Origin of the sequence: Nocardioides sp. W7, assembly GCF_022919075.1 — a bacterium.
Taxonomy (GTDB): domain Bacteria; phylum Actinomycetota; class Actinomycetes; order Propionibacteriales; family Nocardioidaceae; genus Nocardioides.
Genome location: NZ_CP095078.1, coordinates 1,417,635 through 1,442,372, shown reverse-complemented (window position 1 = coordinate 1,442,372; position 24,738 = coordinate 1,417,635). Strand labels below are relative to the sequence as shown.

Below are 24,738 nucleotides of genomic sequence, written 5' to 3'. Positions count from 1 at the left end.
TGGTGTCTCAGATGGCGAGGGCGTGGGTGTCGAGCAGGCTGCGGTCGCCGTCGAAGCCGTGGTCGCGAGCGTCGGCCACGTCTTCGTGCGGGGCTCCGAGGCGGACCGCGCTGACCTGGTCGAGGCGCTGGTAGTGCTCCTCGCCGAGCTCGAGGTCGAGGGCCCGGAGGTAGGCCTCGAGGTGCGCCGGGGTCCGGGGTCCGACGATCGGGATCATCGAGGTGGACGCCAGGGAGGCGCGGCGGCGCAGCCAGGCCAGGGATACCTGGACCGGCCCGGCCCCGAGGTCGTCGGCGACGGCCAGTACGGCGTCGAGCACCGCGGTTCGTTGGGTGTTGACCTCGACGTCCGTTCCGCGTGCGCCGAGCCGGCCCGGCTCGCCGTGGCGGTACTTGCCGGTCAGCAGGCCCCCGGCGAGTGGCGAGTAGAGAACGGCCCCCAGGCCGTGAGCCTGGGCCATCGGCAGCAGCTCCCGCTCGGCGGACCGCTCGGCCAGGCTGTACTCGGTCTGGATGCCGACCAGCGGTGCGAGGCCGCGCAGGTCGGCCCGGGTGGCGGCGCTCGCCACGCGCCAGGCCGGGAAGTTCGACAGTCCGCCGTGCAGGATCTTGCCGGCGCGGATCAGGTCGTCGAAGCCGGCCAGGATCTCCGCGACGGGGGTGGTGCCGTCGGGGAAGTGGGGCATGAAGACGTCGACGTAGTCGGTGCCGAGTCGGCGCAGGCTCTGCTCCAGGGACCTGACCATGGTCTTGCGGCTGTTGCCGGTCGTGCCCGGCCGGGGCTGGGCGTCCCGGGTCCCGCTGTACTTGGTGATGACCACGAAGTCGTCGCGCTGCTGGCCGAGCAGTCCGCCGAGGACGGTCTCGGCCTCGCCGCCCTGGTAGACGTTCGAGACGTCGAACGTGGTGCCGCCGGCCTCGACGTACGCCTCGAAGATCTGGCGGGATCCCTCCAGTCCGGCGCTGGTGTCTGCGGAGCCGAAGTTGGCGGTGCCGAGGACGTACTCGGAGACCCGGAGGCCGGTACGTGCTCCGAAGGTCTGGTAGCGCATGGGGAGCTCCTGGCTGTTCGTGACGGTAGAGTCACGAAGGTACATCTAAAACGAAGGGTCGTTCTATTTCATGCCGAAGGTCACGCAGGCGCACCTGGACGCCCGGCGGCAGCAGATCGTGGACGCGGCCCGGGCCCGCTTCGCCGGCCACGGCTTCGCCCGGACTTCCATGGCCGACCTGGTGACCGCGTCCGGGCTCTCGACCGGGGCGATCTACCGCTACTTCTCGAGCAAGGACGAGATCGTCACCGCCATCTGCGAGCAGTCGTCCGGTGAGGTGTTCCCGACCGAGCTGACCTTCGAGTCCGTCCAGGGCATGCTGGAACGGATCCGGACCAGGGCCCGCGAGCACGACCACGCCCGGCTGGTCGCCCAGATCTACGCCGAGGCCGCACTCTCGCCGCCGCTCGCGGTCATCGTCGAGCAGCAGCTCGCCGGCCTGCGGTCCGCCGTCGCCAACCTGCTCGCAGATCGAACCGACGCTGATGCCGCGAGGATTGCTGAGGCCTTCGTCGCGGTCTGTGTTGGCTACAGCCAACAGCTCGCCGTTCGAGGCGACCTCGACCCCTCACCTTTCACCACGGCCCTCATGGCGATCCTGGAGCAGTGAGTCGACCCGCCGCACGCAACTCCTCGTGTTCCAGCGCTTCCAAACACCCGATCTACCCCTAGTCGTCCGCAACTGAGCCGCGCCTTTCCCCGCCAATGACACCCACCGCCGACCTACGTCCGTCGATGGAACCGGACGCCGCCGTCGGGCAGGCGGTCGGTGGTGCAGCCCGGGTCGTGGGCTCGATGGTGGTGGTGGGAGCAGAGGAGCATCCCGTCGGCCAGATCGGTGTGTCCGCCCGACGACCAGGGATCTCGATGATGCGCTTCGCACCACGGTGCCGCGATCTGGCACCCTCGGCGCGGCATTCCTGGTCGCGGAGGGCGAGGGCGCGGCGTTGGACGCGGGTGAATGGGCGGTGCAGGCCAGGCGGCGTGCCTCCTCGGCGGTGATGCGGTCGTGGGAGTCGCCGGGAGCGGGGTTGCCGAGGGTCGCGGTGCCGAGGTCGGCGCGGAGCGAGTCCAGGCTCATGATGATGACGAGGGTGGAGATCGGCCGCACAGTCGGCACGGCGGCGCCGAGTCGCGGCGGCGGCCAAGACCCCGATGTCGCGGGCACCGGACTCCTCGGCGACCTCGGAAGCGTCGGCGGCGATCCGGAGCCGGAGCTCGGCGACCCGCGCCTCCACGGCCGCCAGCTCGACCAGCACGGCGGCCTTGTCGGCGGTGGTCATGAACGCCGGATTCACGTCGGCCACCGACTTCAACGCGTGGTCCAGCTCCTGGGTGGCGACGAGGATCGGATGGTCCATGCGAGCCTCCGAGAGCTCAGGGATGACCACACCAGTATGATCGAACGCAGGTTCGATCGCGATCGACTCTCCACAGTCTCGCCGCCTACGCGCGCAGCCCGTCCAACCCGGCGGCGACCACCGTCCGCGCGAGGGAATCGACGTCGACCGGACCGTCGGCGTCGTACCACTCGACCAGCGAGTTGACCATGCCGAAGAGCAGCCGTGAGACCACCCCGGGGTCGAGGTCGCCGCGTAGCGCGCCCTCCTCGGCGGCGGCCCGGACCAGCCCCGCGAGCCGGTCGTCGACCCAGCGCCGACGCTCCAGCGCGGCCCGCTCGACCTCGGTGTTGCCGTGCACGCGCAGCAGCAGGGTGACGGCGGGCTGGTGCGCCACGAGCAGGCGTACGCCGTCCTCGACCACCTGCCGCAGCCGCTCGTACGGCGACCCGGCCGCCCCGTCGGCCGTGGCCGCGTCGACGACCTCGGTGAGCTCACCGAGCGCCTCGTCGAGGGCGAGCTCGAGCAGCCGCTCCTTGCTCGGGACGTGGTGGTAGAGGCTGGACTTGGACAGGCCGAGGGCGGCGGCGAGGTCGGCCATGCTGGTGGCGTCGTACCCCTGGCGGATGAAGAGGTCGATGGCGGTGCTCAGCACCGCGGCCTGGTCGTGGCCGGGCCGACCCCGACGGGCCCGGGCGGTCGTCCCGGAGGAGGTCATGCGTCGAAGTCCACCACGACACGGTCGCTGACGGGCGTGCTCTGGCAGGTCAGCACGTAGCCGGCGGCGACCTCGGCGGGCTCCAGGGCGTAGTTGCGCCGCAGGTCGACCTCGCCCTCGCGCACCAGCGCCCGGCAGGTGCCGCAGACCCCGCCCTTGCAGGCGAACGGCAGGTCGGCGCGGGTGGCCTGCAGCCCGTCGAGCAGGGTCGTCTCCCGGGCCACCGCGGAGGTGGTGGCCCGGCCGTCGAGCAGGGCCGTCACCTCGCTGGTCTCCCCCGACACGACGGTCTCGGGCCGGACCACCTCCGGCGGCGGCTCGTCGACGTGGAAGAGCTCGACGTGCACCTTCTCCGGCGCAACGCCGAGATCCGCGAGGACCGCCCGGGCCTCGATGAGCATCGGGTACGGACCGCAGAGCCAGATGTGGTCGACCCCGTCGACGGGCGCGACCGTGGTCAACAGCCGCCGGAGCCGCTCGGCGTCGAGCCGCCCCGTGAACAGCTCGACGTCGCGCGGCTCGCGGCTCAGCACGTGCACGACGGAGAGCCGCGGCCCGTGCCGGTCCTTGAGGTCGGCGAGCTCCTCGAGGAACATCACCGACCCGCTGGTGCGGTTGCCGTAGAGCAGCGTCACCTCGCCGCCGTCACCGGCGAGCGCGGTCGCCGCGATCGACAGCAGCGGGGTGATGCCGGAGCCGGCGCCGATGCAGAGGTGCCGGCCGCCGGGCTCGACCCGCCACCGGCCGGTCGGCGGCAGCACCTCGACGGTCGCGCCCGGCTGCACCTCGTGCACCAGCCAGCGCGAGAACAGCCCGTCGGGGATCTCACGTACGCCGATCCTCAGGGCGGCGCCGACGGGGGCGCAGACGGAGTACGACCGGCGCTGCTGGACGCCGTCCACGACCCGGCGCAGGGTCAGCGACTGGCCGGCCTCGAAGGCGAACAGCTCGGCCAGGTCCTCGGGCACCTCGAAGGTGACGGCCACCGCGTCGTCGGTGAGGGGCTCGACCGCCGCCACCGTCAGGGCGTGGAACACGCTCACAGCTCCTTCACGTGCTGGAACGGCTCCGCGCACTCCGGGCAGCGGTAAAGCGCCGTGCACGGGGTCGGCCCGAACTCGGAGGTGCGGTCGGCGAGGGCACCGCAGCGGGGACAGCGGACCGCCCGACGCGGCGGCGCCAGGGTCAGCGGCACCGGCCCGCCGCTGCTCGCCGGCGCCGGGCCGGGCGGGGAGATGCCGTGCTCGGCCAGCACGGTCCGCCCGCGCGCGGTGATCAGGTCGCTCGACCAGGGCGGGTCCAGCTCGACCCGGACGCGGACGTCGTCGTACCCCTCCTCGCTCAGGCGGCGCACCAGATCGTCGCGCATGGCGGCGAGGGCGGGGCAGCCGGAGTACGTCGGCGTGATCGCCACCTCGACCCGCCCGTCGACCTCCTCGACCGAGCGGAGCACGCCCAGGTCGGCGAGGGTCAGCATCGGCAGCTCCGGGTCGACGACCGCGGCGGCAACCTCGACGGCACTCACCACCGGGCTCACCACTGGCCCATCGGGTGCGCGCGGGCGACGGACTGCAGCTCCGCAATCAGGTCGGGCAGGTCGTCGACCAGGCCCGCGTCGACAGCTGGCCGCTCGAGCTCGGCGGCGTCGAGGAGCTGATCGAGCACCGCCTCGACCTCCTGGCTCACGTCCGGGTGCCGCCCGAGCAGCTCGACCCAGCCGGCGACGAGTACGTCGAAGGCGGCCGCCGTGCGCCGGCGCGACTCCCGGGTGCCGTGGGCGAGCGTGAGGACCCAGCGCCCGGACCAGTCGCGGTGGTAGGTCAGCTCCTTGACGCCCTTCGCCGCGACCGCCGCCAGCACCGGGTCGGGGTGCCCGACCAGCCGCTGCAGGACCGCGAGCCGCACCGTCGACCAGAGGAAGAGGCGCAGCACGGTGTGCCCGAAGTCGCCGTTGACGAGGGCCGCCGTACGCGAGGAGAGGTACGCCGGCGCGTCGCGGAAGAACGCCAGCGCGTCCTCGGCCGGAACCGGGGAGCCCTCCGGCAGCGCGGGCACGACCGCCGGGTCGACGACGGCGGCCCGGGCGAGCAGCAGCCGGGCCTGACCGAGCAGGTCGAGCGCGATGTTGCTCAGCGCGACGTCGTCCTCCAGGTCGGGCGCCCGGCTGCACCACTCCGAGAGCCGGTGCGAGAGCACCAGCGCGTCGTCGCCGAGCAGCAGGCACAGGGCAGCGTGCGCAGGCCGATCGAGCCCCTCGGGCAGGTGCGGGTCGATGCCGGCGAGCGGGTCCGCGAACCCCGTCCCGAAGGCCCAGTGCGCCGGGTCGGTCGAGTCGAGGCCGTCGTACGGCCCGTGGTCGACCTCGCCGACCCCGCCGACCTCGCCGACCTCGTCGGTCTCAGAGGTGGGGCACATCGTCGGGGACCTCGTAGAACGTCGGGTGCCGATAGACCTTGTCGCCGGCCGGGTCGAAGAACGGCCCCTTCTCGTCGGGGCTGGAGGCGGTGATCGCGTCGGCGCGGACCACCCAGATCGAGACGCCCTCGTTGCGGCGGGTGTAGACGTCGCGGGCGTGGCGGACGGCGCTCTGGTCGTCGGCGGCGTGCAGCGACCCGACGTGGACGTGGTTGAGCCCGCGCTTCGCGCGCACGAACACCTCGTAGAGCGGCCCGGTCATCGACCGCTCACCTCCCGCTCGGCCGCGGCTCTCGCGGCGGCCCGCACCCACTCCCCCTCGTCGTGGGCACGCCGGCGGTGGGCGAGCCGCTCGGCGTTGCAGGGGCCGTCGCCGGAGACCACCCGCTTCAGCTCGGCCCAGTCCGGCTGCCCGAAGTCGTGGTGGCCGCGCTCGTCGTTCCAGCGCAGCTCGGGGTCGGGCAGCGTCACGCCGAGCGCGGCGGCCTGCGGCACGCTCATGTCGACGAACCGCTGACGCAGTTCGTCGTTGGTGTGCCGCTTGATCCCCCAGGCCATCGACTGCGCGGAGTTGGGCGAGTCGGTGTCGGGCGGTCCGAACATCATCAGCGCCGGCCACCAGAACCGGTCGACCGACTCCTGCACCGACGCCTGCTGCTCCTCGGTGCCGCGCATCATCGTCAGCAGGAGCTCGAAGCCCTGCCGCTGGTGGAACGACTCCTCCTTGCAGATCCGCACCATCGCCCGCCCGTAGGGGCCGTACGACGTGCGGCACAGCGGCACCTGGTTGCAGATCGCCGCGCCGTCGACGAGCCAGCCGATGGTGCCGACGTCGGCGTACGACGGGGTCGGGTAGTTGAAGATCGAGGAGTACTTCTGCGCACCGCTCATCAGCTGCTGCTCGAGGTCGTCGCGGCTGACCCCGAGGGTCTCGGCGGCTGAGTAGAGGTAGAGCCCGTGGCCGGCCTCGTCCTGGACCTTCGCGAGCAGCACCTGCTTGCGGCGCAGGCTCGGGGCGCGGGTGATCCACGCCCCCTCGGGCTGCATGCCGATCACCTCGGAGTGCGCGTGCTGGGCGATCTGGCGGACCAGGGTCCTGCGGTAGCCCTCCGGCATCCAGTCCCGCGGCTCGATCCGGTCGTGGCGCGCGATCGTCTCCTCGAACTGACGCTCCGTCATCGGCCCTCCCCATGATTTCCCGACCGTTCGGTCGGTTATCACTCTGTCATGGAGTGACGGGGCTCACAACACGGCGTGCGGCGACGGACCGGGGTGGGCGGGCGGGCGGGCGGGCGGGCGGTGAGAGGTCCACCATCTGCCGCTTCCCAAACGTGGATCACCCACCGGCGACTTGCGTGTCCCGGCCGACCCGCCGTCGCGGCGGTGCGCCATCCACCACCCGGCACCGCGAAAGGGTGGACCACTCACCGGCCTCCGCCGCCGGCCGCCGACCCCCGACCCCCGACCGCCCGACTGAGCGAGCGGCTCAGCGGCCCGTCCACACCGGCAGGCGCTTCTCAGCGAACGCGGCGACCCCCTCACGCGCGTCGTCGGACAGCATCGCGGGCGTGGCCAGCTCGGCCTGCCGCTCGAAGCCCTCCTCGGCCGACCAGGACGGCGACTCGTCGATGATCCGCTTGCCGACGGCGACGCTGAGCGGGGCGGCGGCCACGATCTGCTCGGCCAGCTCCAGCGCGACGGCCAGCGTCCGGCCGGGAGGGACGACCCGGTTGACCAGGCCGAGCTCGTGCAGTCGCTCGGCGGGCAGCGGCTCGCCGGTCAGGGCCAGCTCGAGCGCGACGGCGCGCGGCAGCCGCAGCCCCATCCGCCACAGCCCCCCGGCCGCGGCCACCATCCCGCGCCTGGCCTCGGGGACGCCCATCAGCGCCCCCTCGGCCGCGACCACCAGGTCACCGCACAGCAGCAGCTCGAAGCCACCCGCGAGGGCCGCGCCCTCCACCGCGACGACCAGCGGCTTGGTCGGCGGTCGGCCGGTGATGCCGAGCGGTCCGCGGCCGTCGGTGATCGGCAGCTCGCCGCGGTGGGCCGCGGTCAGGTCCATGCCCGCGCAGAAGTGCTCACCGGTGCCGGTCAGCACCAGCACCCGCACCGCGGGGTCGGCCTCGGCGTCGTCGAGCGCGCGCTCCAGCGCGAGGGCGGTACGACGGTCGATCGCGTTGCGCACCTCGGGCCGGTCCAGCGTGATGACGCAGACCGCGCCGCCCTCGCCGTGCCGCTCGGTACGCACCGGCGCCTTCGGCGGCGTGGGCAGCTCGAGCCGTTCGTCGGTGTCGAAGCGCAGCCGGCCGTCTTCGGAGGTGACCCGGGCGCGGAGTACGTCGGTGGTCGCGAGCAGCTCCAGGGTCTCGGCGTCCTCGACCCGCAGCAGCACCCGCTCGCCCTCCTCGTCGATGACGCTGAGGATCGCGGCCTCCGCCGTACCGTCGCGCTCGAACGGTCGGGTGAGCGCCTCGACGACGCCGGAGCCGTCGAGCTCGGTGCGGACCGGGCGCGGCGCGGGGCGCTCGAAGGCGGGCGTCAGGTGGGCGTAGGCACGGGTCGGCGGGGTGGCGGAGTAGATCCCGATGGCGTGCTTGGTGGCGTACCACCCCAACGACGTCGACAGCCCGACCTGCGCCGGCTCGGCCCGCAGCCGCGGCACCATCGTGGCGATCGCGTGACTGCCGTAGTTGTTGCCCGGCCCGCCGCCGAAGGTCAGCCCGCCGGTGATGCTGAGCGGCCGCGCCGGGTCGTCGATCGGCAGGCCGAGCGCCTGGGCGCCGAGCTGCACGGCCGCCGGGAAGCAGGAGTAGAGGTCGACCAGGTCGACGTCCTCGATGGCCAGCCCGGCGTGGTCGAGCACGGCGGCGCCGGCCGCGGCGATCGCCGGCGAGGTCGCGAGGTCGGCCCGCTCGGAGAGGAACCACTCGTCGGTGGCCGACGCGCCCGCATGCACGAAGACCCACTTCTCCTGGGACACCCCCGCCGCCTCGGCCGCCGCCACGCTGGTCAGCACGATGCCGGTGGCCAGGTCGACCTGGAGGTTGGCGCACATGAGCTTGGTGTACGGGTCGCTCACCCAGCGGTTCGAGGGTGCCGGGTCGGCGACCTGCGCGGGCGTGCGTGCGGTCGGGTCCCAGGCGAACGGGTTGCCGGCGGCCACCTCCGACAGGCCCGACCAGAGCCGGCCGAGCATCGCGCGGTGCTCCCCGGGTTGGGTGCCGGCCCGGGCCCGCAGCGCGGACTCGATCAGCGCGTAGGCGTAGATCGGCGCACCCAGCCCGACCGCGGTCTCGGCCTCGTTGTTGGCCGGCCGGTCGACGCCGATCGCCCGGCCGGGCCCGGTCTCGTCGGCCTGCCGCTCCCACTCCGGCGTCCGGCCCGCCTTCTGCAGCGCGGCCACGGTCGCCCCCGCCTCCGCGCCGGTGAGGAGTACGACGTCCGCGTGGCCGTCGACGACCTGCTGGGCGGCGTCGTTGACGACCAGCTGCGCCCCGTCGCCGCCGTACGGCGAGGACTGCACGGTGCCGGCGTCGCCCGCGCCGACGAGCTCCGCGACCCGGCCGGCCTGGTCGGCGTAGGTCCAGCTCGCGCTCGGGACGGCGTACACGAGATCGGCCAGGGCGAGCAGGTCGACGCTCGACCCGCTGTCCTGTGCGGCGAGGCGGAGTGCCTCGACCGAGAGCTCGACGGGCTCGCGCGGATCGGCGAGGTCGGGCTCGCGCTGGACGAGCTGGCCGACGCCGACGATCACCGGCGTGCGCGGGTCGAGCTCGCGGCCGCTCGCGTGGTGCAGCACGGGCTCGCGGGAGAGTCGGAGCCGGCCACCGCCGCCGGCGACCAGCTTCTCCAAAGCGGTCAGCGACTCGGTCAGGGCGACCTCGACGCTGCGCACCGCGGTGAGCCCGACCGGCCCGCGGACGGGCGCCCCGTCGAGACCGCCGTCGAGGCGGACCGCCGTACCGCTCTCGGTCGCCACGACCGTGCACCACAGGCCGATGACGATGCCCATCGGGCCGGTGCCGTGCAGGGCGAAGCCGGTCGGTCCGGCGTACTCGACCGTCCAGCGCGCCTGCGCGGGGATGTCCATCAGCCGGATCTGCTGCACGAACTGCTCGCCGGTCCGCATCCGGTCCGGCCGGTCGCCGCGCCAGGCGGCATGCAGGGTCAGCCACTGCTCGCTGAGGTCCAGGTCGGTCACGGTCTCCGCGACGAGCTCGGCCGAGACCGGCAGCAGCCGGGTCGCGCTGACCTGCCGCGCGAACGCCGCCACTCCTGCGGGAGCCGGGACGTCGGGGCCGCCCTCCCTGACAGCCCCGACGTCCGCGGCGGATCGGGAGAGACGGTCGCTGACGGTGGCCCGGGCCACGGTGGCGAGAGTGCGTGCGGTGCGAAGGAGATGCTGGGTACGCCGGGCCATCGCGGGTCACTTTCCGTCTGATCGGACCGTTTCTTCCACTACAGTAGCCCCATGAGCGAGCGGCCGCGCCGGACCCAGGCCGAACGCACCGCGGCCACCCGCGCGCGGCTCATCGACGCGGCCTACGACTGCCTGCTCGAGACGGGGTACGCCGCCACCACCGTGGGCGCCGTCCAGGAGCGCGCCGGCGTCGCGCGCGGCACCCTGCTCCACCACTTCCCGACCCGCGCGAGCCTGATGGTCGGCGTCGTCGAGGACATCGCCGACCGTCGGCTGGCGGTCCTCGCCTCGCCCGACGCCCCACCGACGGGTCAGGGCTGGGACGCCGTCGTCGACCTGCTCTGGCGCGACCTCCAGAGCCCGGCCTTCCTCGCCGCCCTGGAGCTCTGGGTCGCCGCCCGCACCGACGAGCCGTTGCGCGAGGCCCTCGTCCCGCTGCAGGAGCGGCTCTTCGCCGCCATCCACCGCGCCGTCACCGCCCTGGTCGGCGACGACCCGCGCGCCCCCACGCTCGTGCAGTTCACGATCGACCTGCTGACCGGCACCACCATGGCCGGGATGCTGGGGCCGGGACGCGCCCGGACGGCCGTCGTCGTCGAGCGGTGGAAGGACGCGCTGGTCACGCTGGCCGGCGAGCGGCGATAGCGACGGGCCACGACCCGAGGAAGAATTGCCCGACCGCCGGTGTCGGATCCGCCGGGCGCCGTTCGTGGAGTAGGTGAACGCGGACCGCGGGTCCGCCAGGAGAAGGAGCGCTCATGACCGAGTACCTCATCTACTTCAACCAGCAGTGGGTGGGCGACCACACCGAGGAGTGGTTCCGCGGGCGCGCGCCGCTCGCCATGGGGGTGATCAACGAGATGAAGGCGGCCGGCGTGTACGTCTTCGCCGGGGGCCTGGAGGAGGACGGTCCGGTCCACGTCGCCGATGCCACCAGCGGCACCGTGATGGTCACCGACGGGCCGTACGTCGAGAGCAAGGAGTATCTCGGCGGATTGACCGTGGTGGACGTCCCCGACGCCGAGACCGCCACGATGTGGGCGGGCAAGGTGGCCGAGGCCTGCGGGTGGCCCCAGGAGGTACGACGGTTCGGGGCCCAGCCCCAGGTCGAGTAACGCCGGCGGGGGCGGCCCTCAGGACCGCAGGACCTTCGCCATCGCCCTGCCGCGCGCGAGCTCGTCGACCAGCTTGTCGAGGTAGCGGATCTTCTGCATCAGCGGATCCTCGACGTCCTCGACCCGGATCCCGCACACCACACCGGTGATCGAGGGGGCATGCGGATTGAGCTGCGCCTCGGCGAAGAAGTCCTGGAACGTCGTACCCGCCTCGAGGTGGTGGCGCAGGGCCGCCTCGTCGAAGCCGGTCAGCCACTCGACGACCTGGTCCAGCTCGGCCTTCGTACGCCCCTTCTTCTCGACCTTCGCCACGTAGTGGGGATAGACCGACGCGAAGCTGGTGGTGAAGATCCGGCTCATCCGCGCAGCGTAGACGGCGTCTCGCGCACGGACGGCACGAAGTGCGCCAGGATCGAGCGGTGACGACACTGCCCGGGCGAGCGGCCGCCGGAGAGCCCCGGTCCCGACGACGCCCGCTCCGCCGCTGGATCCGGGCCCGCCCGGCGGACGTCATCGACCTGTTCGTCTACGTGGTGGTCCTCAACCTCGCCGTCGAGTACGTCCCCGCGGTCATCACCGAGGGCTTCACCCTGTCGCTGCTGACCGCCCTCCTGCTCAAGGTCGCGCTGGAGGTCGTCATCGTCCTCAAGGGTCGGGTGACGGCCAGGTTCCGCGCGGCGACCACCCGACCGGGGAAGGTGGCCGCCGCCGTGTCGCTGTGGCTGATCGCCGTCGGCAGCAAGCTCGTCGTGCTCGGGCTGGTCGACCTGGTCTTCGGCGACGCGGTGAGCCTGGGCGGGTTCTGGTCCGTCACCCTGCTCGTGCTCGTGCTGCTCGCGTCCCGATCCGCCGTACGCAGCGTGCTCGACGACACCGCGGACCCTGCGGCGTGACCGTCAAGCACGGACGGCGACGGCCTCCGGCCGTGCGGTCGCCTCGACCCGCCCGGCCTGCGCGTCGTCGGAGTCGAGGTCGCGGTCCCGGGACTCGGCGGCCCGCCAGATGGCCAGGCCGCTGAGCACCGCCACACCGGCCACGAACAGCGAGACGTACGTCGGGTCGTTGTCGCCGGCCGAGGCCAGCAGCGAGGCGCCGATGATCGGCGCGAACCCGGCACCCAGGGTGGTCGAGAGCTGGTAGCCCAGGGAGGCGCCGGTGTAGCGCGAGCGGGTCCCGAACATCTCGGTCGTGTACGCCGCCAGCGGGCCGTACATCGACGCCTGCAGGATCGGGTTGGCGATCAGGTAGCCGACGAACAGCAGGCCCAGGCTCCCTTCCCCGATCATCAGCAGGACCGGGTGGATCAGGACGACGGTGGCGGCGACGCCGCCGAGCATGACCGGCCGGCGGCCGACGCGGTCGGAGAGGACGGCGAACGCGGGGATCGTGAAGACGTGCACCAGTGAGGTCGCCGCACCCACCGCCAGGACCGCGCTGCGGGAGTGCCCGGCGTCCATCGCGTAGGCGATGCAGAAGGTCGCCAGCAGGGACTGGACCGTGAAGGCCGCGAGCCCGCCGCCGGCGGAGAGGACGACCTCCCGGCGGAACCGGGTGAGGACCACGAGGATCGGCGGCTTCGCCGGGGCCGCCGCGGCACCGGCCTCGGCCTGCTCCCGCGCCGCGACGAACAGCGGCGACTCGGTGATCTTCAGGCGGATGAAGAGCCCCACCCCGACCAGCACTGCGCTCAGCAGGAAGGGGATCCGCCAGCCCCAGGCCATGAAGGCGGACTCGGGCATCAGGGAGAGCAGGCCGAAGATCGCCGTCGCGAGCACCGCTCCACTGGGCCCGCCCATGTTGGTCACGCTGCTGGAGAAGCCGCGCCGCTCCTTGTCGGAGTGCTCGAGGGCCATCAGCGCGGCCCCGCCCCACTCGCCGCCCACGGCGACGCCCTGGACGACCCGGAGCACCACGAGCAGGACGGGGGCGAGCGCCCCGACCTGCGCGGTCGTCGGGAGCATGCCGATGACGCAGCTGGCCGCGCCCATCAGCGTCATCGTGATCACGAGCATCGACTTGCGGCCGACCCGGTCGCCGAAGTGCCCGAAGACGATGCCCCCGAGCGGCCGGGCGAGGTAGCCGACCGCGAGCGTGCCGAACGAGGCGATGGTGCCGACGACCGGGTCGAGGCCGGTGAAGAACACCTCGTTGAAGACCAGGCTCGCCGCGAGGCCGTAGAGCAGGAAGTCGTAGAACTCGATGGTGCTGCCGAGGTAGCTCGACAGCAGGATCCGCCGCATCTGGGGGTTGGTCGCCCGAGAGCTCCGCATGAGATTCTCCAGTGGGTGTAGATAACGCACGTCGCCGTGCAGGTAACGCCCCTAGCGTGAGGGCGACCACACCTCGGCGTCAAGAGCCGTTCGACAAGAGGGCGGCCTACAGTGACGGCCATGAGCACGACGGACGAAGCGGGCGCGAGCAGCAGTCGGACCGTGGGATCGCAGACGCTGGCCCGCGGACTCCGCGCACTCCAGCTGGTCGCCTCGACGCCGGGCGGGATCTCGGTGCAGGAGGTCGCGAGCCGGCTCGACGTGCACCGCTCGATCGCCTCGCGGGTGCTCACCACGCTCGCCGACTTCAAGATGATCGTGCGCGGCCCGGACGCCCGCTACCGCGTCGGCGCCGGCCTGGCCACCCTCGCCTCCGGCGTGCACACGACCCTGCGCGACCTGGCCGAGCCGGTGCTGCAGGAGCTGGCCCGCGCGACCCGCGCGACCGTCGCCCTGCTCGTCGTCGAGGGCGACGAGGCGGTCGCGCTCTCCGTCGTGACGCCGCCGGACGCGGCGTACCGCATCGTCTTCCAGCCCGGCAGTCGCCACCCCCTCGAGCGCGGCGCCGCCGGACTGGCCCTGCTCGCCGCGGGGCCCCCACGTCCCGGCGAGCCCGAGGGCGTCGCCGTGGCGCGCACCCAGGGATATGCGATCACCTTCGGCGAGGTCGAGCCCGGCGCGTACGGCGTCGCCGCACCGCTGCGGTCCGTCGACGGCTTCCCCGCCGCGTGCCTGAACCTGATCACCTTCCGCGAGGACGTCGCCGAGGCCTCGGCCCCGGCGCTGCACGAGGCGGCCGCCCGCCTCGACGCACTGCTCGCCTGACCCGGACCCCACTCCGAACCACCCGACGGACCCGCCGTCCGAGCGGGCGCTGACGCCTGCCCGCAGCTCGCCACCTCTTGACATCGGGCTATGTCGCCCGTCACCTTGGTCTCAGCGACGTGTAACTAACGCATTGCCATGTGCGTTATTTGAGACAAGGAGACGATATGTCCGAGCAGCGGTTCACCAGCGTCTGGTCCGACCTGGCCCAGGTCGAGTTCCGGCAGGGCTTCCTGCAGGCCGGTCCGTACCGGACCCGGTTCCTGCAGGCGGGCAGCGAGGGCAAGCCGCTGCTGCTGATGCTGCACGGCATCACCGGGCACGCCGAGGCGTACGTGCGGAACCTGGCGGCGCACGCGGAGCACTTCAACGTCTACGCGATCGACTTCATCGGGCACGGCTACTCGACCAAGCCCGAGCACCCGCTGGAGATCCCGCACTACCTGGAGCAGGTCCACCACGTCCTGGACGCACTGGGCCAGGAGACGGCGTACTTCTCCGGCGAGTCGCTCGGCGGCTGGGTGACCGCGCGGTTCGCGCAGCTGCACCCCGAGCGGACCGAGCGCATCGTGCTCAACACCATGGGCGGCACGATGGCCAACCCGAAGGTGATGGAGCGGCTGCTGACGCTGTCGTCGGAGGCGGCCGAGGACCCGTCGTGGGAGCGGGTCAAGGCTCGCCTGGAGTGGCTGATGGCCGACCCCGCGATGGTCACCGACGACCTGATCCGCACCCGCCAGGCGATCTTCGAGCAGCCCGACTGGAAGCTGGCGTGCGAGATGAACATGGCGCTGCAGGACCTCGAGACCCGCCGGCGCAACATGCTCTCCGACGACGACCTGCGCGAGATCAAGGCCGAGGCACTGGTCGTGTGGACCACCAAGGACCCCTCGGGCCCGGTCGACGAGGGCCGCCGGATCGCCGAGCTGATCCCGAACGGCCGTCTCGCGGTCATCGAGAACGCCGGCCACTGGCCGCAGTACGAGCAGACCGAGATCTTCAACAGGATCCAGCTCGACTTCCTGCTCGACCGCACCCAGGCCGGCAGCGGTCGATGAGCGCCGCCGTCGACACCGACGTCCTGATCATCGGCGCCGGGCCGGTCGGGCTGATGACCGCCAACCTCCTCGGCGTCCGCGGCCGGAGCGCGATCGTGCTGGAGGCTCGCTCCGAGCTGATCGACTACCCCCGCGGCGTCGGCCTCGACGACGAGTCCCTGCGCACCATTCAGACCGCTGGCCTGCTCGAGGAGATCCGTCCCTACACCGTCCCGCAGCACATCTCGCGGATGGTCAACGGCAAGGGCCAGGTGCTCGTCACCAACGACCCGCGCACCGACGAGTTCGGCTTCCCCCGCAAGCACGGCTTCAACCAGCCGCTGGTCGACCGCGAGCTCGCGTCCGGCCTGGACCGTTTCGAGGACGTCGAGCTCCGCTTCTGCCACGAGGGCGTGGACATCGTCGACGAGGGCGACCACGTGCGCGTCGTCGCCCGGGTCGTCCGCGAGGGCGAGCCGGCAACCACCGTCGAGCTCACCGCCAGGTACGTCGTCGGCTGCGAAGGCGGGCGCTCCCTCACCCGGACCTGGATGGGCGTCGACTTCGAGGGCAGGTCCCCCTCCACCCGGTGGCTCGTGATCGACGTCGACAACGACCCGCTCGGCACGCCCAACGTCTACCTCGGCGCCGACCCCCGACGGCCGTACGTCTCCATCGGGCTGCCGCACGGCATCCGCCGCTGGGAGTTCATGCTCTTCGAGGACGAGCCGACCGAGCTGGTCGAGAGCCCTGAGTTCATGCACCGCCTGCTGGAGCCGCACGTCCCCGACCCGACCACCCTCGACGTGATCGGCCAGCGGGTCTTCACCCACCACGGCCGGATCGCCTCGTCGTTCCGCAAGGGCCGGGTGCTGCTGGCCGGCGACGCCGCGCACCTGATGCCGGTCTGGCTCGGCCAGGGCTGGAACTCCGGCGTCCGCGACGCCACCAACCTGGCCTGGAAGCTGAGCGCGGTCCTGTCCGGCCTCAGCGACGACCGTCTGCTCGACACCTACGACGAGGAGCGCCGCCAGCACGCCGCCGACATGATCGAGATCAACATGTACGCCGGCGCGCTGATGAAGTGCGGGCCGGTCGCCGCCCGGGTCCGCGACACCGTCGCCGGCGCCCTCAACGCCGTGCCCTCGCTGAAGTCGTGGTTCACCGACATGCGCTTCAAGCCGATGCCGCGCTACGCCGCGGGGGTGGTCGTCGACCAGAGCAGCCGCACCCCCGGCTCCTCGGCGCTCCGCCTCACCCGCCGGATCGCCCCGTTCGTCGACGCCCCCGGCTCCACCTCTCCGGTCGGTCGGCAGTTCATCCAGCCGCGGGTGAACACCTGCGCCGGGACCGGCGTACTCCTCGACGACGTCGTCGGCCACGGCTGGACGATCCTCGCCTGGGGCAACGACCCGACCCGCCACCTGAGCGACGCCGACCTGGCCGCCGCCCAGCGGCTGGGGATCCACCTGGTCGCGGTCTTCTCCGAGACCCAGCGCGAGTGGGCCGAGAAGCGGTACGCCGACTCCCCCGTCCCGGTCAGCATCGTCGGCGACGTGGACGGGCGTCTGAAGACCTGGTTCGACACCCGGGCCTGCGGCGTGGTCTTCCTGCGTCCCGACCGGTTCGTCGCCGCCGCCTGCCTGGCCCAGGAGACCTCTCCGACGCTGCGGGCCGTCCTGGACGCGGCGTCGTACCAGCCCTCGCGGGCCCCGGAAGGAGCCGTCCGATGAGCCTCGCGCTGGTGACGATGTCCCACAGCCCGCTGCTGGACCACGCCGACCCGCCCGCCGAGGTGAAGGCCGCCGTCGACGGCGCCTTCGCGGCGGCCCGCGCGTTCGTGGCGGACTACGACCCGACGCTGGTGGTCTCCTTCGCCCCCGACCACTACAACGGGTTCTTCCACGACCTGATGCCGCCGTTCTGCGTGGGCTTCGAGGCCCTCGGCGTCGGCGACTACGGCACCGCGGAGGGCCCGCTGGACGTGCCGACGGAGCTCGCCGAGCGCCTCGCCCAGCACGTCGTCGACCACGACGTCGACCTGGCCATCTCGCGGCGGATGGAGGTCGACCACGGGGCGATCCAGCCGCTGGAGATCCTCTTCGGCGGCATCGACACGGTCCCCACCATCCCGGTCTTCGTCAACGGCGTGGCCGCCCCGTTCACCCGGCTACGACGCATCCGGCGCCTCGGCGAGGCCATCGGGACGTTCCTGGCCGCTCTGGAGGGCGAGCGGGTGCTGCTCCTCGGCTCCGGCGGGCTGTCCCACGACCCACCGGTCCCGCAGTGGGCCACCGCCACCGAGACCCAGCGCGCGCTGCTGCTCGACGGCCGGCACCCGACCGCCGCGGCGCGCGACGCCCGGCAGCAGAACGTCATCCGGACCGCGCGGGAGTTCGCCGCCGGCACGGCCACGATCCGCGACCTCAACCCCGTCTGGGACCAGGCGCTGATGGACGTCCTCGCCCGCGGCGACCTCTCCCCCGTCGACGCGATGACCCCCGCGCAGATGGCCGAGGACGCCGGCAACTCCGCCCACGAGGTCCGCACCTGGATCGCGGCGTTCGCAGCCCTCTCGGCGGCCGGCCCCTACGCGGTGGAGACGTCGTTCTACCGGCCGATCAGGGAGTACATCGCCGGCTTCGGCGTGATGACCGCGCGCTCGGTGGCCTGAGGCGGCACCTGGTCAGTCGTTGCGGCGTACCCGGATCGTCGGGCTGACGTCGCCCCGGCAGCCGGCCTTGCGCGCCACCTTGGCGAAGAAGCGGCCCTCGGTGCCGGTGTTGCCGGTCGACCAGGCGTAGCGACCGTTCTGGAGGTCGGTGGTGTCGGTGGCCCACAGGTGCGGCTCGCCGCCGACGAGCTTGAAGACCTTCACGGTCCGGTCGGCGGCGCAGCGCTTCGGCCGCGGGCTCTTCACGACGCCGGACATGTCGGTGCCCTGCGCGGTGATGGTGACGGTGACCTCGGCCCGGGCGGGCGCCGCCTGGGCCGGCACCAGGGTGGCGGACGCGGTCAGGGCGCCCGCGACGAGCAGCAGGGGGAGGATCGTGGACTTCGCGACCGACCCTCCTCCGGACGACGGGTGCCCCTTGCTCGGCGCGCGGCCGCGCCTGGTGGTCCGACGGGTCGGCCAGACGGACCGGCCGCCCTGACGGTCGGGGCCGTCCTTGCCCCACAGATGGACGATGGCGTGGATCGAGGACCTCATGACGAACCTTCCCGGGGCGACTCTCGCCTCTTCTGGGAAGAGGAGTCGGCGACGGGCGTCCGGATACACCTCAGAGGTGGTCGGGGATGATCAGCGCGTCCGGGTCCTGGCGGGGCGGGACGTTCTGCAGCACGGTCCGCACCAGCGCCACGCGAGCGGCGACCTGCATCTTGCGCTTGATCCGGCCGACGTCGCCCAGGGTGGACTCGACGGCCTCGGTGACCTGCGCGTCGGTGAAGGTCGGGCGGGTGCCGATGGCGACCTCGACGTCGGGCAGCGCGACCAGGGTCGCGAGCACCTGGGTGCCGAGGGAGTCGAGCAGCTGGTAGCGCTGGAAGCGGCTCAGCTTCTCCCACGCCTCGTCGGCCTTGTCGGCCTTGCCACGAGCGGCGACCAGCTTCGCCGCGCCCGTGAGCCCCTCCGTCATCTCCCGCTCGGTGAACCGCATCCCCCAAGGATGCCGTCTCTGGTGTCTCCCCCGGGGAGAGGGTCCACGCTCGGCGACATGGACCACCACGCCCTCGTCGCCAGCTACTTCGCCCGCGCACTCGACCCCGACCGCGAGTCGTACGTCGCCCTCTTCTCCCCCGACGTCGTCGTCGAGGACGACGGCCGGACCTGGCGCGGCCTGGACGACGTACGACGCTGGCGCGCCTACGTCCCCGACGTCACCTACACCGTCCGTTCCGTCGCCGGGTCCGAGGATCGCGCGCTCGCGGTCGCAGAGGTCGCCGGCAACTTCCCCGGCAGCCCGGTCGAGCTCCGCTTCTCCTTCGAGTACGACGCCGCCGGATTGGTCCGAGGCCTGAGGATCGAGGCATGACGCGCAGCGGCCTGACCATCGGGGAGTTCTCCCGGATCACCCACCTGAGCATCCGCACCCTGCGGCGCTACCACGAGGCCGGGCTGCTGGAGCCGGCCGCCGTCGACCCGGCGTCGGGCTACCGCAGCTACGCGCTCGACCAGGTGCCGCAGGCCCAGGTCATCCACCGGTTCCGCCAGCTCGACATGCCGCTCGCCGACGTCCGGGCCCTGCTGGCGACCGACGACCCGGACCGTCGTACCGCCCTCGTGACGGTGCACCTCGACCGCCTCGAGCGCGAGCTCGACCGCACCCGCGGCGCCGTGGCCGCGCTGCGCCGACTGCTCGAGCCCGCCGCCCCGCCGGCGGTGTCGGTGCGGCGTACCCCGTCGTTGCGCGTCGAGGCGGTGCGGGCGCGGGTCCGGCACGACGAGGTGCTGCAGTGGTACGCCGACGCGATGGCGTCCCTCGCGGACGTCCCGCGAAGCGGACCGCCGGGCGGCCTCTACGACCACGAGCTGTTCACCGACGGCGTCGGCGAGGCGCTGGTCTACGTCCCCACCGACGCCGGGAAGCTGACGCTGCCCGCGCGGGAGGTCGCGGTCGTCACCCACCCCGGCCCGCACGACGGCATCGACGTCTCGTACGCGGTGCTCGGCAGCCACGTCGCCGAGCACGAGATCGGCGTCGCCGGACCGGTCCAGGAGGTCTACCTGGTCGGGCCGGGCGACGACCCGGATCCCGCGGCCTGGCGGACCGAGCTGGCGTGGCCGGTGTTCCGGACCTAGGAGGACTCGATCCCGGGAGCCCCGGGTTCATCACGGTATGCAGATCAATTCGCACCTCCCACGGTGGGTACACCGTGGGAGGTGCCGGCTCGTCTGCATACCGTGATGAACCTGCGGGCGACCGGCCCGGCCGCAAGCAGAGACTCAGACCGACTTCTTCGCCAACCGCAACCAGGTGTCCACGACCGTGTCCGGGTTGAGCGACATCGACTCGATGCCCCGCTCCAGCAGCCACTCGGCGAGGTCCGGGTGGTCGGAGGGACCCTGGCCGCAGATGCCGACGTACTTGCCCGCGTCGCGGCAGGCGGTGATGGCCAGGTCGAGCATGTGGAGTACGGCGGGGTCGCGCTCGTCGAAGCCGTCGGCGACCAGGCCGGAGTCGCGGTCCAGGCCGAGGGTCAGCTGGGTCATGTCGTTGGAGCCGATCGAGAAGCCGTCGAAGTGCTCCAGGAACTGCGAGGCGATCACGGCGTTCGAGGGCAGCTCGCACATCATCACGACCTGCAGGCCGTTCTCGCCGCGCTTGAGGCCATGCTGGGCGAGCAGGTCGATGACGCCGCGGGCCTCCTTCAGCGTGCGGACGAACGGGATCATCACCTGGACGTTGGTCAGGCCCATCTCGTCGCGCACGTGGCGCAGCGCCTCGCACTCCATGGCGAAGCACTCGGCGAAGTCGGCGGAGAGGTACCGCGACGCGCCGCGGTAGCCGAGCATCGGGTTCTCCTCCTCCGGCTCGTAGGCCTCGCCGCCGACCAGGTTGGCGTACTCGTTGGACTTGAAGTCACTCATCCGTACGATCACCGGCTCGGGCGCGAACGCCGCCGCGATCATCGCGATCCCCTCGGCGACCCGCTTGACGAAGAAGTCGCGCGGGCCGTCGTACGCCGCGATCGTCTCCTCGATCCGGGCGCGCAGGCCGGCGTCGATCGAGGACGGGTCGGCGGCCAGGTCGAGCAGCGCCTTCGGGTGGATGCCGATCTGGCGGTTGATGATGAACTCCAGCCGCGCGAGACCGACGCCCTTGTTGGGCAGCCGGGAGAACGCGAAGGCCTGCTCCGGGGTGCCGACGTTCATCATGATCTTCACGGGTACGTCGGGCATCGAGTCCAGCTCGGTGCGCTCGACGGAGAAGTCGAGCAGCCCCTCGTAGACCAGCCCGGTGTCGCCCTCGGCGCAGGACACCGTCACCTCGCGGCCGTCGGCGAGGTCCTTGGTGGCCGAGCCGGTGCCGACGACGGCGGGGATGCCGAGCTCGCGGGCGATGATCGCCGCGTGGCAGGTGCGCCCGCCGCGGTTCGTGACGATCGCCGAGGCCCGCTTCATGATCGGCTCCCAGTCGGGGTCGGTCATGTCGGCGACCAGCACCTCGCCGGCGTTGAACTCGTGCATGCTCTCGATCGACGACATCACGCGTACGGCGCCCGCGCCGATCTTCTGGCCGATCGCGCGACCCTCGACCAGGACGTCGGAGGTGACGCCCTTCGGCATCTTGTACCGCTCCAGCGCGCCGGTCGCGCGCGACTGCACGGTCTCCGGGCGGGCCTGCAGGATGTAGAGCCGGCCGTCGATGCCGTCCTTGCCCCACTCGACGTCCATCGGTCGGCCGTAGTGCTCCTCGATGACCAGCGCGTGCCGGGCCAGCTCCTCGACCTCCGCGTCGGTGAGCGACAGCAGCCGCGAGTCGGCCGGGGCGACGTCGATGAACTCGGTCGTCCGACCGACCCTCGCGTCGTCGGTGTAGACCATCTTGGTCGCCTTGCCGCCCACCCCGCGCTTGAGGATCGCGGGCCGGCCCGCGCGCAGCGCGGGCTTGTAGACGTAGAACTCGTCGGGGTTCACGGCCCCCTGGACGACGCCCTCGCCGAGGCCGTAGGCCGAGGTCACGAAGACCGCGTCGGTGAAGCCCGACTCGGTGTCCATCGTGAACAGCACGCCCGAGGAGCCGATGTCGGAGCGGACCATCCGCTGCACGCCCGCCGACAGCCCGACGTCGCCGTGCGCGAAGCCGTGGTGCACCCGGTAGGCGATCGCGCGGTCGTTGTAGAGCGAGGCGAAGACCTCGCGGATCGCGAGCAGGATCGCGTCGATCCCGCGCACGTTGAGGAACGTCTCCTGCTGCCCCGCGAACGACGCGTCCGGCAGGTCCTCGGCGGTGGCGCTGGAGCGTACGGCGAACGACGGCTCGCCCTCGGTCTCGGCAGCCAGCTGCTCGTAGGCGGTGCGGATGTCGGCCTCGAGGTCCTCGGGGAACGGCTGCTCGACCACCTCGGTGCGGATCTCGAGACCGACCTCGGCGAGGCGGCGTACGTCGTCGGTGTCGAGGCCGTCGAGGAGCCCGGCGATCCGCTCCCGCAGACCGGTCTCGCCGATGAAGCGGTGGAACGCGTCCGAGGTGGTGGCGAAGCCGTTGGGGACGCGCACCCCGAGGTCGGACAGCTGGGAGACCATCTCGCCGAGCGAGGCGTTCTTGCCACCGACCTGCTCCAGGTCGCCGAGGCCGAGCTCGGAGAACCAGCGGACGTTCACGTTGCTGTCGGGGGTGGTCATGAGGTCTTCCCTTCGGGCTGCCGGCGCCGGGACGTGGCGTCGGACTTGAGGGTCTGCAGGATCAGCGCGGAGATCTCCTCGACGGACTTCGCCGCCGAGTCGATCACCGGGAGCCGGTGAGCCCGGAACAGCTCACTGGCCCGGCGGAGCTCCCAGCGACACTGCTCGGGAGACGCGTACCGACTACCCGGGCGACGCTCGTTGCGCACCCGGCTCAGTCGGTCGACCGTGGTGGTGAGGCCGAAGCAGCGCTCGACGAACGGCTGGATCGGCTGCGGGAGGCTGTCGGCCTCCAGGTCCTCGTCGACGAGCGGGTAGTTCGCGACGAACAGCCCGTGCTGGAGGGCGAGGTACATGCTGGTCGGCGTCTTGCCGCAGCGCGAGGGCGCCAGCAGGATGACGTCGGACTTCTCCAGCGCCCGCAGGCTCTGGCCGTCGTCGTGCTCGATGGTGAACTCCACCGCCGCCATCCGGGTGTTGTAGCGCTTGATGTCGCCGACCCCGTGCAGCCGGGCGGCCTCGCGCACCCCGCGCTGCCCGATGATCGACTCGACCTTCGTCATGTGCATCTCGAAGAAGTCGATGAGCGGTGCCCGGGTCTTGTGCAGCTCCGCCCGGACGTCGTCGGTGGCCGCGGTGCAGAAGACCAGCGGAGTGATCGGCCCGGCCATCGCCTCGTCGAGCTGCGCCACCACCCGGCGGGCGTCCTCGACGGTGTGGATGAACGGGATCAGGGTCCGTTCGAAGCGGGTCTCCGGGAACTGGATGAGCAACGCGTTGCCCATGGTCTCGGCGCTGATGCCGGTGCTGTCGGACAGGAAGAACACGGGTACGACGTGCTGCTCATCGTCCATCGCGCCGTCCTCCGGGTGGGGTGTCCCGCAACCTACTCGCTGGACTCGGCCGGTACCCCACCCGACCCTTGTCACGGACGTCACATGGACAACGGGGTCCACCCCGTCCTGGCAGCGGACCGGGCAGGTCAGCAGCCACCGGGATCGATCGAGCCCGCGACCGAGAACCCGGCGGGCAGCAGGGGCAGCAGTGCGGCCTGGTAGGCGTGGTAGACGTCGGGCTTCCCCGACCAGACGGTGCCGGCCGGCCGGTTGTGCTCGTCGAGCTCGTGGTGCCACGAGCCACGCTCGTGGTCGACCAGGCAGCGGTCGACGTACGCCCACCACTCCACGCCGGCGTCGGCCCAGCGCTCCTCCCCGGTGGCCTCGTGCAGCGCGAACGCGGCGCTGAGCGCCTCGGCCGCGACCCAGTGCATCCGGGTGCGGACGACGGGCTGTCCGGACCAGTCGGTCGTGTAGACGAAGCCGTCGGCGCCGTCGGCGGCCCAGCCGTCGGCGACCGCCCGGTCCGCGAGGTCCGTCGCGGCCTGGGTGAGGCCGAACGGCAGCACCAGCCGGGCCCACTCCAGGCCGTGCCCGACGGTCGCGCCGTACGGCTGGAACGGGTGGGCGGGCTCGTCGCGGTGGTGCTCGAGCAGCGGCTGCCACGCGGAGTCGAAGTGCTCGGGCACCCGCCACTCGTTGGCCTCGGCCCAGTCCAGGACGCGGGCGGCGATCCGACCGGCGCGGGTGTACCAGACCGAGTCGCTCCCGAACGCGGGCGAGGTGACGTCGGCGGCGGCGAGGTAGGCCTCGACGGTGTGCATGTTGGCGTTGACGCCGCGGTAGTCCGCGAGCCGGGTCCAGGTGCGGTCCCACTGGTCGACGACCAGGCCGGCCTCGTCATCCCAGAAGTGTAGCTCCTGCGCGGTGAGGGCCAGGGCGACCAGCTCGTCGGCGCCGGGCACCTCCGCGATCAGCGCGGAGCACGCCGCCAGCAGCACGAACGCGTGCCCGTAGGCCTGCTTCGAATCGTCGACGACCCCGTCCGGCCCGACCGCGGCGTACCACCCGCGGTACTCGTGGTCGGCGAGGTGCGTGAGCAGCGCGTCCACGCCGTGCTCGGCCAGCTCGGCGAGCTGGTCCGCGTCCGGCCCGCCCGGTGCCGGCGGCTCCTTCGCCATCTTGGCGAGGCTGAAGATGTGCGTCATCCGGCAGGTGATCCACAGCTCGACCGGTCTGGTCGGGTCGAGCGCCCCGGTCTCGTCGAGCCAGCCGAAGCCGAGCTCGTGCCGCGACCCCGCGGCGAACCGCAGCAGGTCGGCCCGCTGGGCCTTCAGGTACGCCGGGCTGCCGGGGATCACGC

The 24,738-nt window shown here is 72.4% G+C and carries 25 protein-coding genes; 10 read left to right on the top strand and 15 right to left on the bottom strand.

Annotated elements, in window-relative coordinates; genetic code table 11:
- Positions 1 to 7: 7 nt before the first annotated feature.
- On the bottom strand, positions 8 to 1,051 hold the full coding sequence (locus MUB56_RS06855; protein ID WP_244931160.1) for an aldo/keto reductase: 1,044 nt from the start codon (positions 1,049 to 1,051) through the stop codon (positions 8 to 10).
- A gap of 70 nt (positions 1,052 to 1,121) precedes the next feature.
- Between MUB56_RS06855 and MUB56_RS06850 the strand changes: the two genes are divergently transcribed.
- On the top strand, positions 1,122 to 1,661 hold the full coding sequence (locus MUB56_RS06850) for a TetR family transcriptional regulator (RefSeq protein WP_244931159.1): 540 nt from the start codon (positions 1,122 to 1,124) through the stop codon (positions 1,659 to 1,661).
- Between the two features lie 836 nt (positions 1,662 to 2,497).
- Here the strand turns inward: MUB56_RS06850 and MUB56_RS06845 are convergent.
- From MUB56_RS06845 to MUB56_RS06815, 7 genes are all read right to left on the bottom strand, one after another.
- The gene (locus MUB56_RS06845) at positions 2,498 to 3,109 is read right to left on the bottom strand and encodes a TetR/AcrR family transcriptional regulator (RefSeq protein ID WP_244931158.1); all 612 of its coding nucleotides are present in this window, start codon (positions 3,107 to 3,109) and stop codon (positions 2,498 to 2,500) included.
- Entirely contained in the window at positions 3,106 to 4,146 is a 1,041-nt protein-coding gene (paaE, locus tag MUB56_RS06840) for a 1,2-phenylacetyl-CoA epoxidase subunit PaaE (RefSeq protein ID WP_244931157.1), read from the bottom strand. The genes MUB56_RS06845 and paaE overlap by 4 nt, the downstream gene beginning before the upstream one ends.
- Positions 4,147 to 4,148: 2 nt before the next feature.
- Positions 4,149 to 4,646, bottom strand: a complete 498-nt coding sequence (gene paaD / locus MUB56_RS06835) for a 1,2-phenylacetyl-CoA epoxidase subunit PaaD (RefSeq protein ID WP_244931156.1) — start codon at positions 4,644 to 4,646, stop codon at positions 4,149 to 4,151.
- On the bottom strand, positions 4,643 to 5,524 hold the full coding sequence (paaC, locus tag MUB56_RS06830) for a 1,2-phenylacetyl-CoA epoxidase subunit PaaC (protein ID WP_244931155.1): 882 nt from the start codon (positions 5,522 to 5,524) through the stop codon (positions 4,643 to 4,645). The genes paaD and paaC overlap by 4 nt, the downstream gene beginning before the upstream one ends.
- Positions 5,508 to 5,786, bottom strand: coding sequence for a 1,2-phenylacetyl-CoA epoxidase subunit PaaB (gene paaB, locus MUB56_RS06825; protein WP_244931154.1), 279 nt, complete (start codon positions 5,784 to 5,786; stop codon positions 5,508 to 5,510). Before paaB ends, paaC begins: the two co-directional genes overlap by 17 nt.
- On the bottom strand, positions 5,783 to 6,703 hold the full coding sequence (gene paaA, locus MUB56_RS06820; RefSeq protein ID WP_244931153.1) for a 1,2-phenylacetyl-CoA epoxidase subunit PaaA: 921 nt from the start codon (positions 6,701 to 6,703) through the stop codon (positions 5,783 to 5,785). The genes paaB and paaA overlap by 4 nt, the downstream gene beginning before the upstream one ends.
- A gap of 307 nt (positions 6,704 to 7,010) precedes the next feature.
- Positions 7,011 to 9,893 carry a crotonase/enoyl-CoA hydratase family protein gene (locus MUB56_RS06815; RefSeq protein WP_244931152.1) on the bottom strand — a complete coding sequence of 961 codons (2,883 nt, stop codon included), beginning with the start codon at positions 9,891 to 9,893 and terminating at the stop codon, positions 7,011 to 7,013.
- A 102-nt stretch (positions 9,894 to 9,995) separates the two neighbouring features.
- Between MUB56_RS06815 and MUB56_RS06810 the strand changes: the two genes are divergently transcribed.
- A complete protein-coding gene (locus tag MUB56_RS06810; RefSeq protein WP_244931151.1) occupies positions 9,996 to 10,589 on the top strand; it encodes a TetR/AcrR family transcriptional regulator in 594 nt (197 codons plus the stop codon).
- Between the two features lie 113 nt (positions 10,590 to 10,702).
- Positions 10,703 to 11,059, top strand: coding sequence for a YciI family protein (locus MUB56_RS06805; RefSeq protein WP_244931150.1), 357 nt, complete (start codon positions 10,703 to 10,705; stop codon positions 11,057 to 11,059).
- Between the two features lie 18 nt (positions 11,060 to 11,077).
- Here MUB56_RS06805 and MUB56_RS06800 read toward each other — a convergent pair whose 3' ends face one another.
- Positions 11,078 to 11,419 (bottom strand): DUF2200 domain-containing protein, encoded by a 342-nt coding sequence (locus tag MUB56_RS06800; RefSeq protein ID WP_244931149.1) that lies wholly within the window; start codon positions 11,417 to 11,419, stop codon positions 11,078 to 11,080.
- 59 nt (positions 11,420 to 11,478) lie between these two features.
- Between MUB56_RS06800 and MUB56_RS06795 the strand changes: the two genes are divergently transcribed.
- Complete coding sequence (locus MUB56_RS06795) at positions 11,479 to 11,952, top strand: hypothetical protein (RefSeq protein ID WP_244931148.1); 474 nt, start codon at positions 11,479 to 11,481, stop codon at positions 11,950 to 11,952.
- Between the two features lie 3 nt (positions 11,953 to 11,955).
- On the opposite strand, the gene MUB56_RS06790 is transcribed toward MUB56_RS06795, so the two are convergent.
- Positions 11,956 to 13,329 carry an MFS transporter gene (locus MUB56_RS06790; protein ID WP_244931147.1) on the bottom strand — a complete coding sequence of 458 codons (1,374 nt, stop codon included), beginning with the start codon at positions 13,327 to 13,329 and terminating at the stop codon, positions 11,956 to 11,958.
- A 120-nt stretch (positions 13,330 to 13,449) separates the two neighbouring features.
- Between MUB56_RS06790 and MUB56_RS06785 the strand changes: the two genes are divergently transcribed.
- The 4 genes from MUB56_RS06785 to MUB56_RS06770 all read left to right on the top strand — a co-directional run bounded on the left by MUB56_RS06785 (position 13,450) and on the right by MUB56_RS06770 (position 17,865).
- On the top strand, positions 13,450 to 14,154 hold the full coding sequence (locus MUB56_RS06785) for a helix-turn-helix domain-containing protein (protein ID WP_244931146.1): 705 nt from the start codon (positions 13,450 to 13,452) through the stop codon (positions 14,152 to 14,154).
- A 167-nt stretch (positions 14,155 to 14,321) separates the two neighbouring features.
- Entirely contained in the window at positions 14,322 to 15,212 is an 891-nt protein-coding gene (locus MUB56_RS06780) for an alpha/beta hydrolase (protein WP_244931145.1), read from the top strand.
- Positions 15,209 to 16,924: a bifunctional 3-(3-hydroxy-phenyl)propionate/3-hydroxycinnamic acid hydroxylase gene (locus tag MUB56_RS06775; RefSeq protein ID WP_244931144.1), complete on the top strand. Its 1,716-nt coding sequence runs from the start codon at positions 15,209 to 15,211 to the stop codon at positions 16,922 to 16,924. The genes MUB56_RS06780 and MUB56_RS06775 overlap by 4 nt, the downstream gene beginning before the upstream one ends.
- Positions 16,921 to 17,865, top strand: a complete 945-nt coding sequence (locus MUB56_RS06770; protein WP_244931143.1) for a 3-carboxyethylcatechol 2,3-dioxygenase — start codon at positions 16,921 to 16,923, stop codon at positions 17,863 to 17,865. Before MUB56_RS06775 ends, MUB56_RS06770 begins: the two co-directional genes overlap by 4 nt.
- A 12-nt stretch (positions 17,866 to 17,877) precedes the next feature.
- Here MUB56_RS06770 and MUB56_RS06765 read toward each other — a convergent pair whose 3' ends face one another.
- Together MUB56_RS06765 and MUB56_RS06760 are read right to left on the bottom strand one after the other, a co-directional pair.
- A complete protein-coding gene (locus tag MUB56_RS06765; RefSeq protein WP_244931142.1) occupies positions 17,878 to 18,402 on the bottom strand; it encodes a hypothetical protein in 525 nt (174 codons plus the stop codon).
- A 70-nt stretch (positions 18,403 to 18,472) separates the two neighbouring features.
- On the bottom strand, positions 18,473 to 18,850 hold the full coding sequence (locus MUB56_RS06760; RefSeq protein WP_244931141.1) for a hypothetical protein: 378 nt from the start codon (positions 18,848 to 18,850) through the stop codon (positions 18,473 to 18,475).
- Between the two features lie 57 nt (positions 18,851 to 18,907).
- Here MUB56_RS06760 and MUB56_RS06755 point away from each other — a divergent pair, with 57 nt between their 5' ends.
- Both MUB56_RS06755 and MUB56_RS06750 read left to right on the top strand, forming a co-directional pair.
- The gene (locus tag MUB56_RS06755) at positions 18,908 to 19,225 is read left to right on the top strand and encodes a nuclear transport factor 2 family protein (RefSeq protein ID WP_244931140.1); all 318 of its coding nucleotides are present in this window, start codon (positions 18,908 to 18,910) and stop codon (positions 19,223 to 19,225) included.
- Positions 19,222 to 19,992 (top strand): MerR family transcriptional regulator, encoded by a 771-nt coding sequence (locus tag MUB56_RS06750; RefSeq protein WP_244931139.1) that lies wholly within the window; start codon positions 19,222 to 19,224, stop codon positions 19,990 to 19,992. Before MUB56_RS06755 ends, MUB56_RS06750 begins: the two co-directional genes overlap by 4 nt.
- Before the next feature lie 144 nt (positions 19,993 to 20,136).
- Here the strand turns inward: MUB56_RS06750 and ppsA are convergent, their stop codons facing one another.
- The 3 genes from ppsA to MUB56_RS06735 all read right to left on the bottom strand — a co-directional run bounded on the left by ppsA (position 20,137) and on the right by MUB56_RS06735 (position 24,736).
- Complete coding sequence (ppsA, locus tag MUB56_RS06745; protein ID WP_244931138.1) at positions 20,137 to 22,539, bottom strand: phosphoenolpyruvate synthase; 2,403 nt, start codon at positions 22,537 to 22,539, stop codon at positions 20,137 to 20,139.
- Positions 22,536 to 23,393 (bottom strand): pyruvate, water dikinase regulatory protein, encoded by an 858-nt coding sequence (locus MUB56_RS06740; protein WP_244931137.1) that lies wholly within the window; start codon positions 23,391 to 23,393, stop codon positions 22,536 to 22,538. Before MUB56_RS06740 ends, ppsA begins: the two co-directional genes overlap by 4 nt.
- A gap of 128 nt (positions 23,394 to 23,521) precedes the next feature.
- Positions 23,522 to 24,736, bottom strand: coding sequence for an AGE family epimerase/isomerase (locus tag MUB56_RS06735; protein ID WP_244931136.1), 1,215 nt, complete (start codon positions 24,734 to 24,736; stop codon positions 23,522 to 23,524).
- Between the last annotated feature and the right edge of the window lie 2 nt (positions 24,737 to 24,738).

Coding starts and splice junctions, on each gene's coding strand:
- MUB56_RS06805 (WP_244931150.1), top strand. CDS start 10,703: ATGACCGAGTACCTCATCTACTTCAACCAGCAGTGGGTGGGCGACCAC.
- MUB56_RS06750 (WP_244931139.1), top strand. CDS start 19,222: ATGACGCGCAGCGGCCTGACCATCGGGGAGTTCTCCCGGATCACCCAC.
- paaA (WP_244931153.1), bottom strand. CDS start 6,703: ATGACGGAGCGTCAGTTCGAGGAGACGATCGCGCGCCACGACCGGATC.
- MUB56_RS06845 (WP_244931158.1), bottom strand. CDS start 3,109: ATGACCTCCTCCGGGACGACCGCCCGGGCCCGTCGGGGTCGGCCCGGC.
- MUB56_RS06790 (WP_244931147.1), bottom strand. CDS start 13,329: ATGCGGAGCTCTCGGGCGACCAACCCCCAGATGCGGCGGATCCTGCTG.
- MUB56_RS06770 (WP_244931143.1), top strand. CDS start 16,921: ATGAGCCTCGCGCTGGTGACGATGTCCCACAGCCCGCTGCTGGACCAC.
- MUB56_RS06810 (WP_244931151.1), top strand. CDS start 9,996: ATGAGCGAGCGGCCGCGCCGGACCCAGGCCGAACGCACCGCGGCCACC.
- MUB56_RS06800 (WP_244931149.1), bottom strand. CDS start 11,419: ATGAGCCGGATCTTCACCACCAGCTTCGCGTCGGTCTATCCCCACTAC.
- MUB56_RS06740 (WP_244931137.1), bottom strand. CDS start 23,393: ATGGACGATGAGCAGCACGTCGTACCCGTGTTCTTCCTGTCCGACAGC.
- paaC (WP_244931155.1), bottom strand. CDS start 5,524: ATGTGCCCCACCTCTGAGACCGACGAGGTCGGCGAGGTCGGCGGGGTC.
- MUB56_RS06765 (WP_244931142.1), bottom strand. CDS start 18,402: ATGAGGTCCTCGATCCACGCCATCGTCCATCTGTGGGGCAAGGACGGC.
- MUB56_RS06785 (WP_244931146.1), top strand. CDS start 13,450: ATGAGCACGACGGACGAAGCGGGCGCGAGCAGCAGTCGGACCGTGGGA.
- MUB56_RS06780 (WP_244931145.1), top strand. CDS start 14,322: ATGTCCGAGCAGCGGTTCACCAGCGTCTGGTCCGACCTGGCCCAGGTC.
- ppsA (WP_244931138.1), bottom strand. CDS start 22,539: ATGACCACCCCCGACAGCAACGTGAACGTCCGCTGGTTCTCCGAGCTC.
- MUB56_RS06850 (WP_244931159.1), top strand. CDS start 1,122: ATGCCGAAGGTCACGCAGGCGCACCTGGACGCCCGGCGGCAGCAGATC.
- MUB56_RS06760 (WP_244931141.1), bottom strand. CDS start 18,850: ATGCGGTTCACCGAGCGGGAGATGACGGAGGGGCTCACGGGCGCGGCG.
- paaB (WP_244931154.1), bottom strand. CDS start 5,786: ATGACCGGGCCGCTCTACGAGGTGTTCGTGCGCGCGAAGCGCGGGCTC.
- MUB56_RS06855 (WP_244931160.1), bottom strand. CDS start 1,051: ATGCGCTACCAGACCTTCGGAGCACGTACCGGCCTCCGGGTCTCCGAG.
- MUB56_RS06755 (WP_244931140.1), top strand. CDS start 18,908: ATGGACCACCACGCCCTCGTCGCCAGCTACTTCGCCCGCGCACTCGAC.
- MUB56_RS06775 (WP_244931144.1), top strand. CDS start 15,209: ATGAGCGCCGCCGTCGACACCGACGTCCTGATCATCGGCGCCGGGCCG.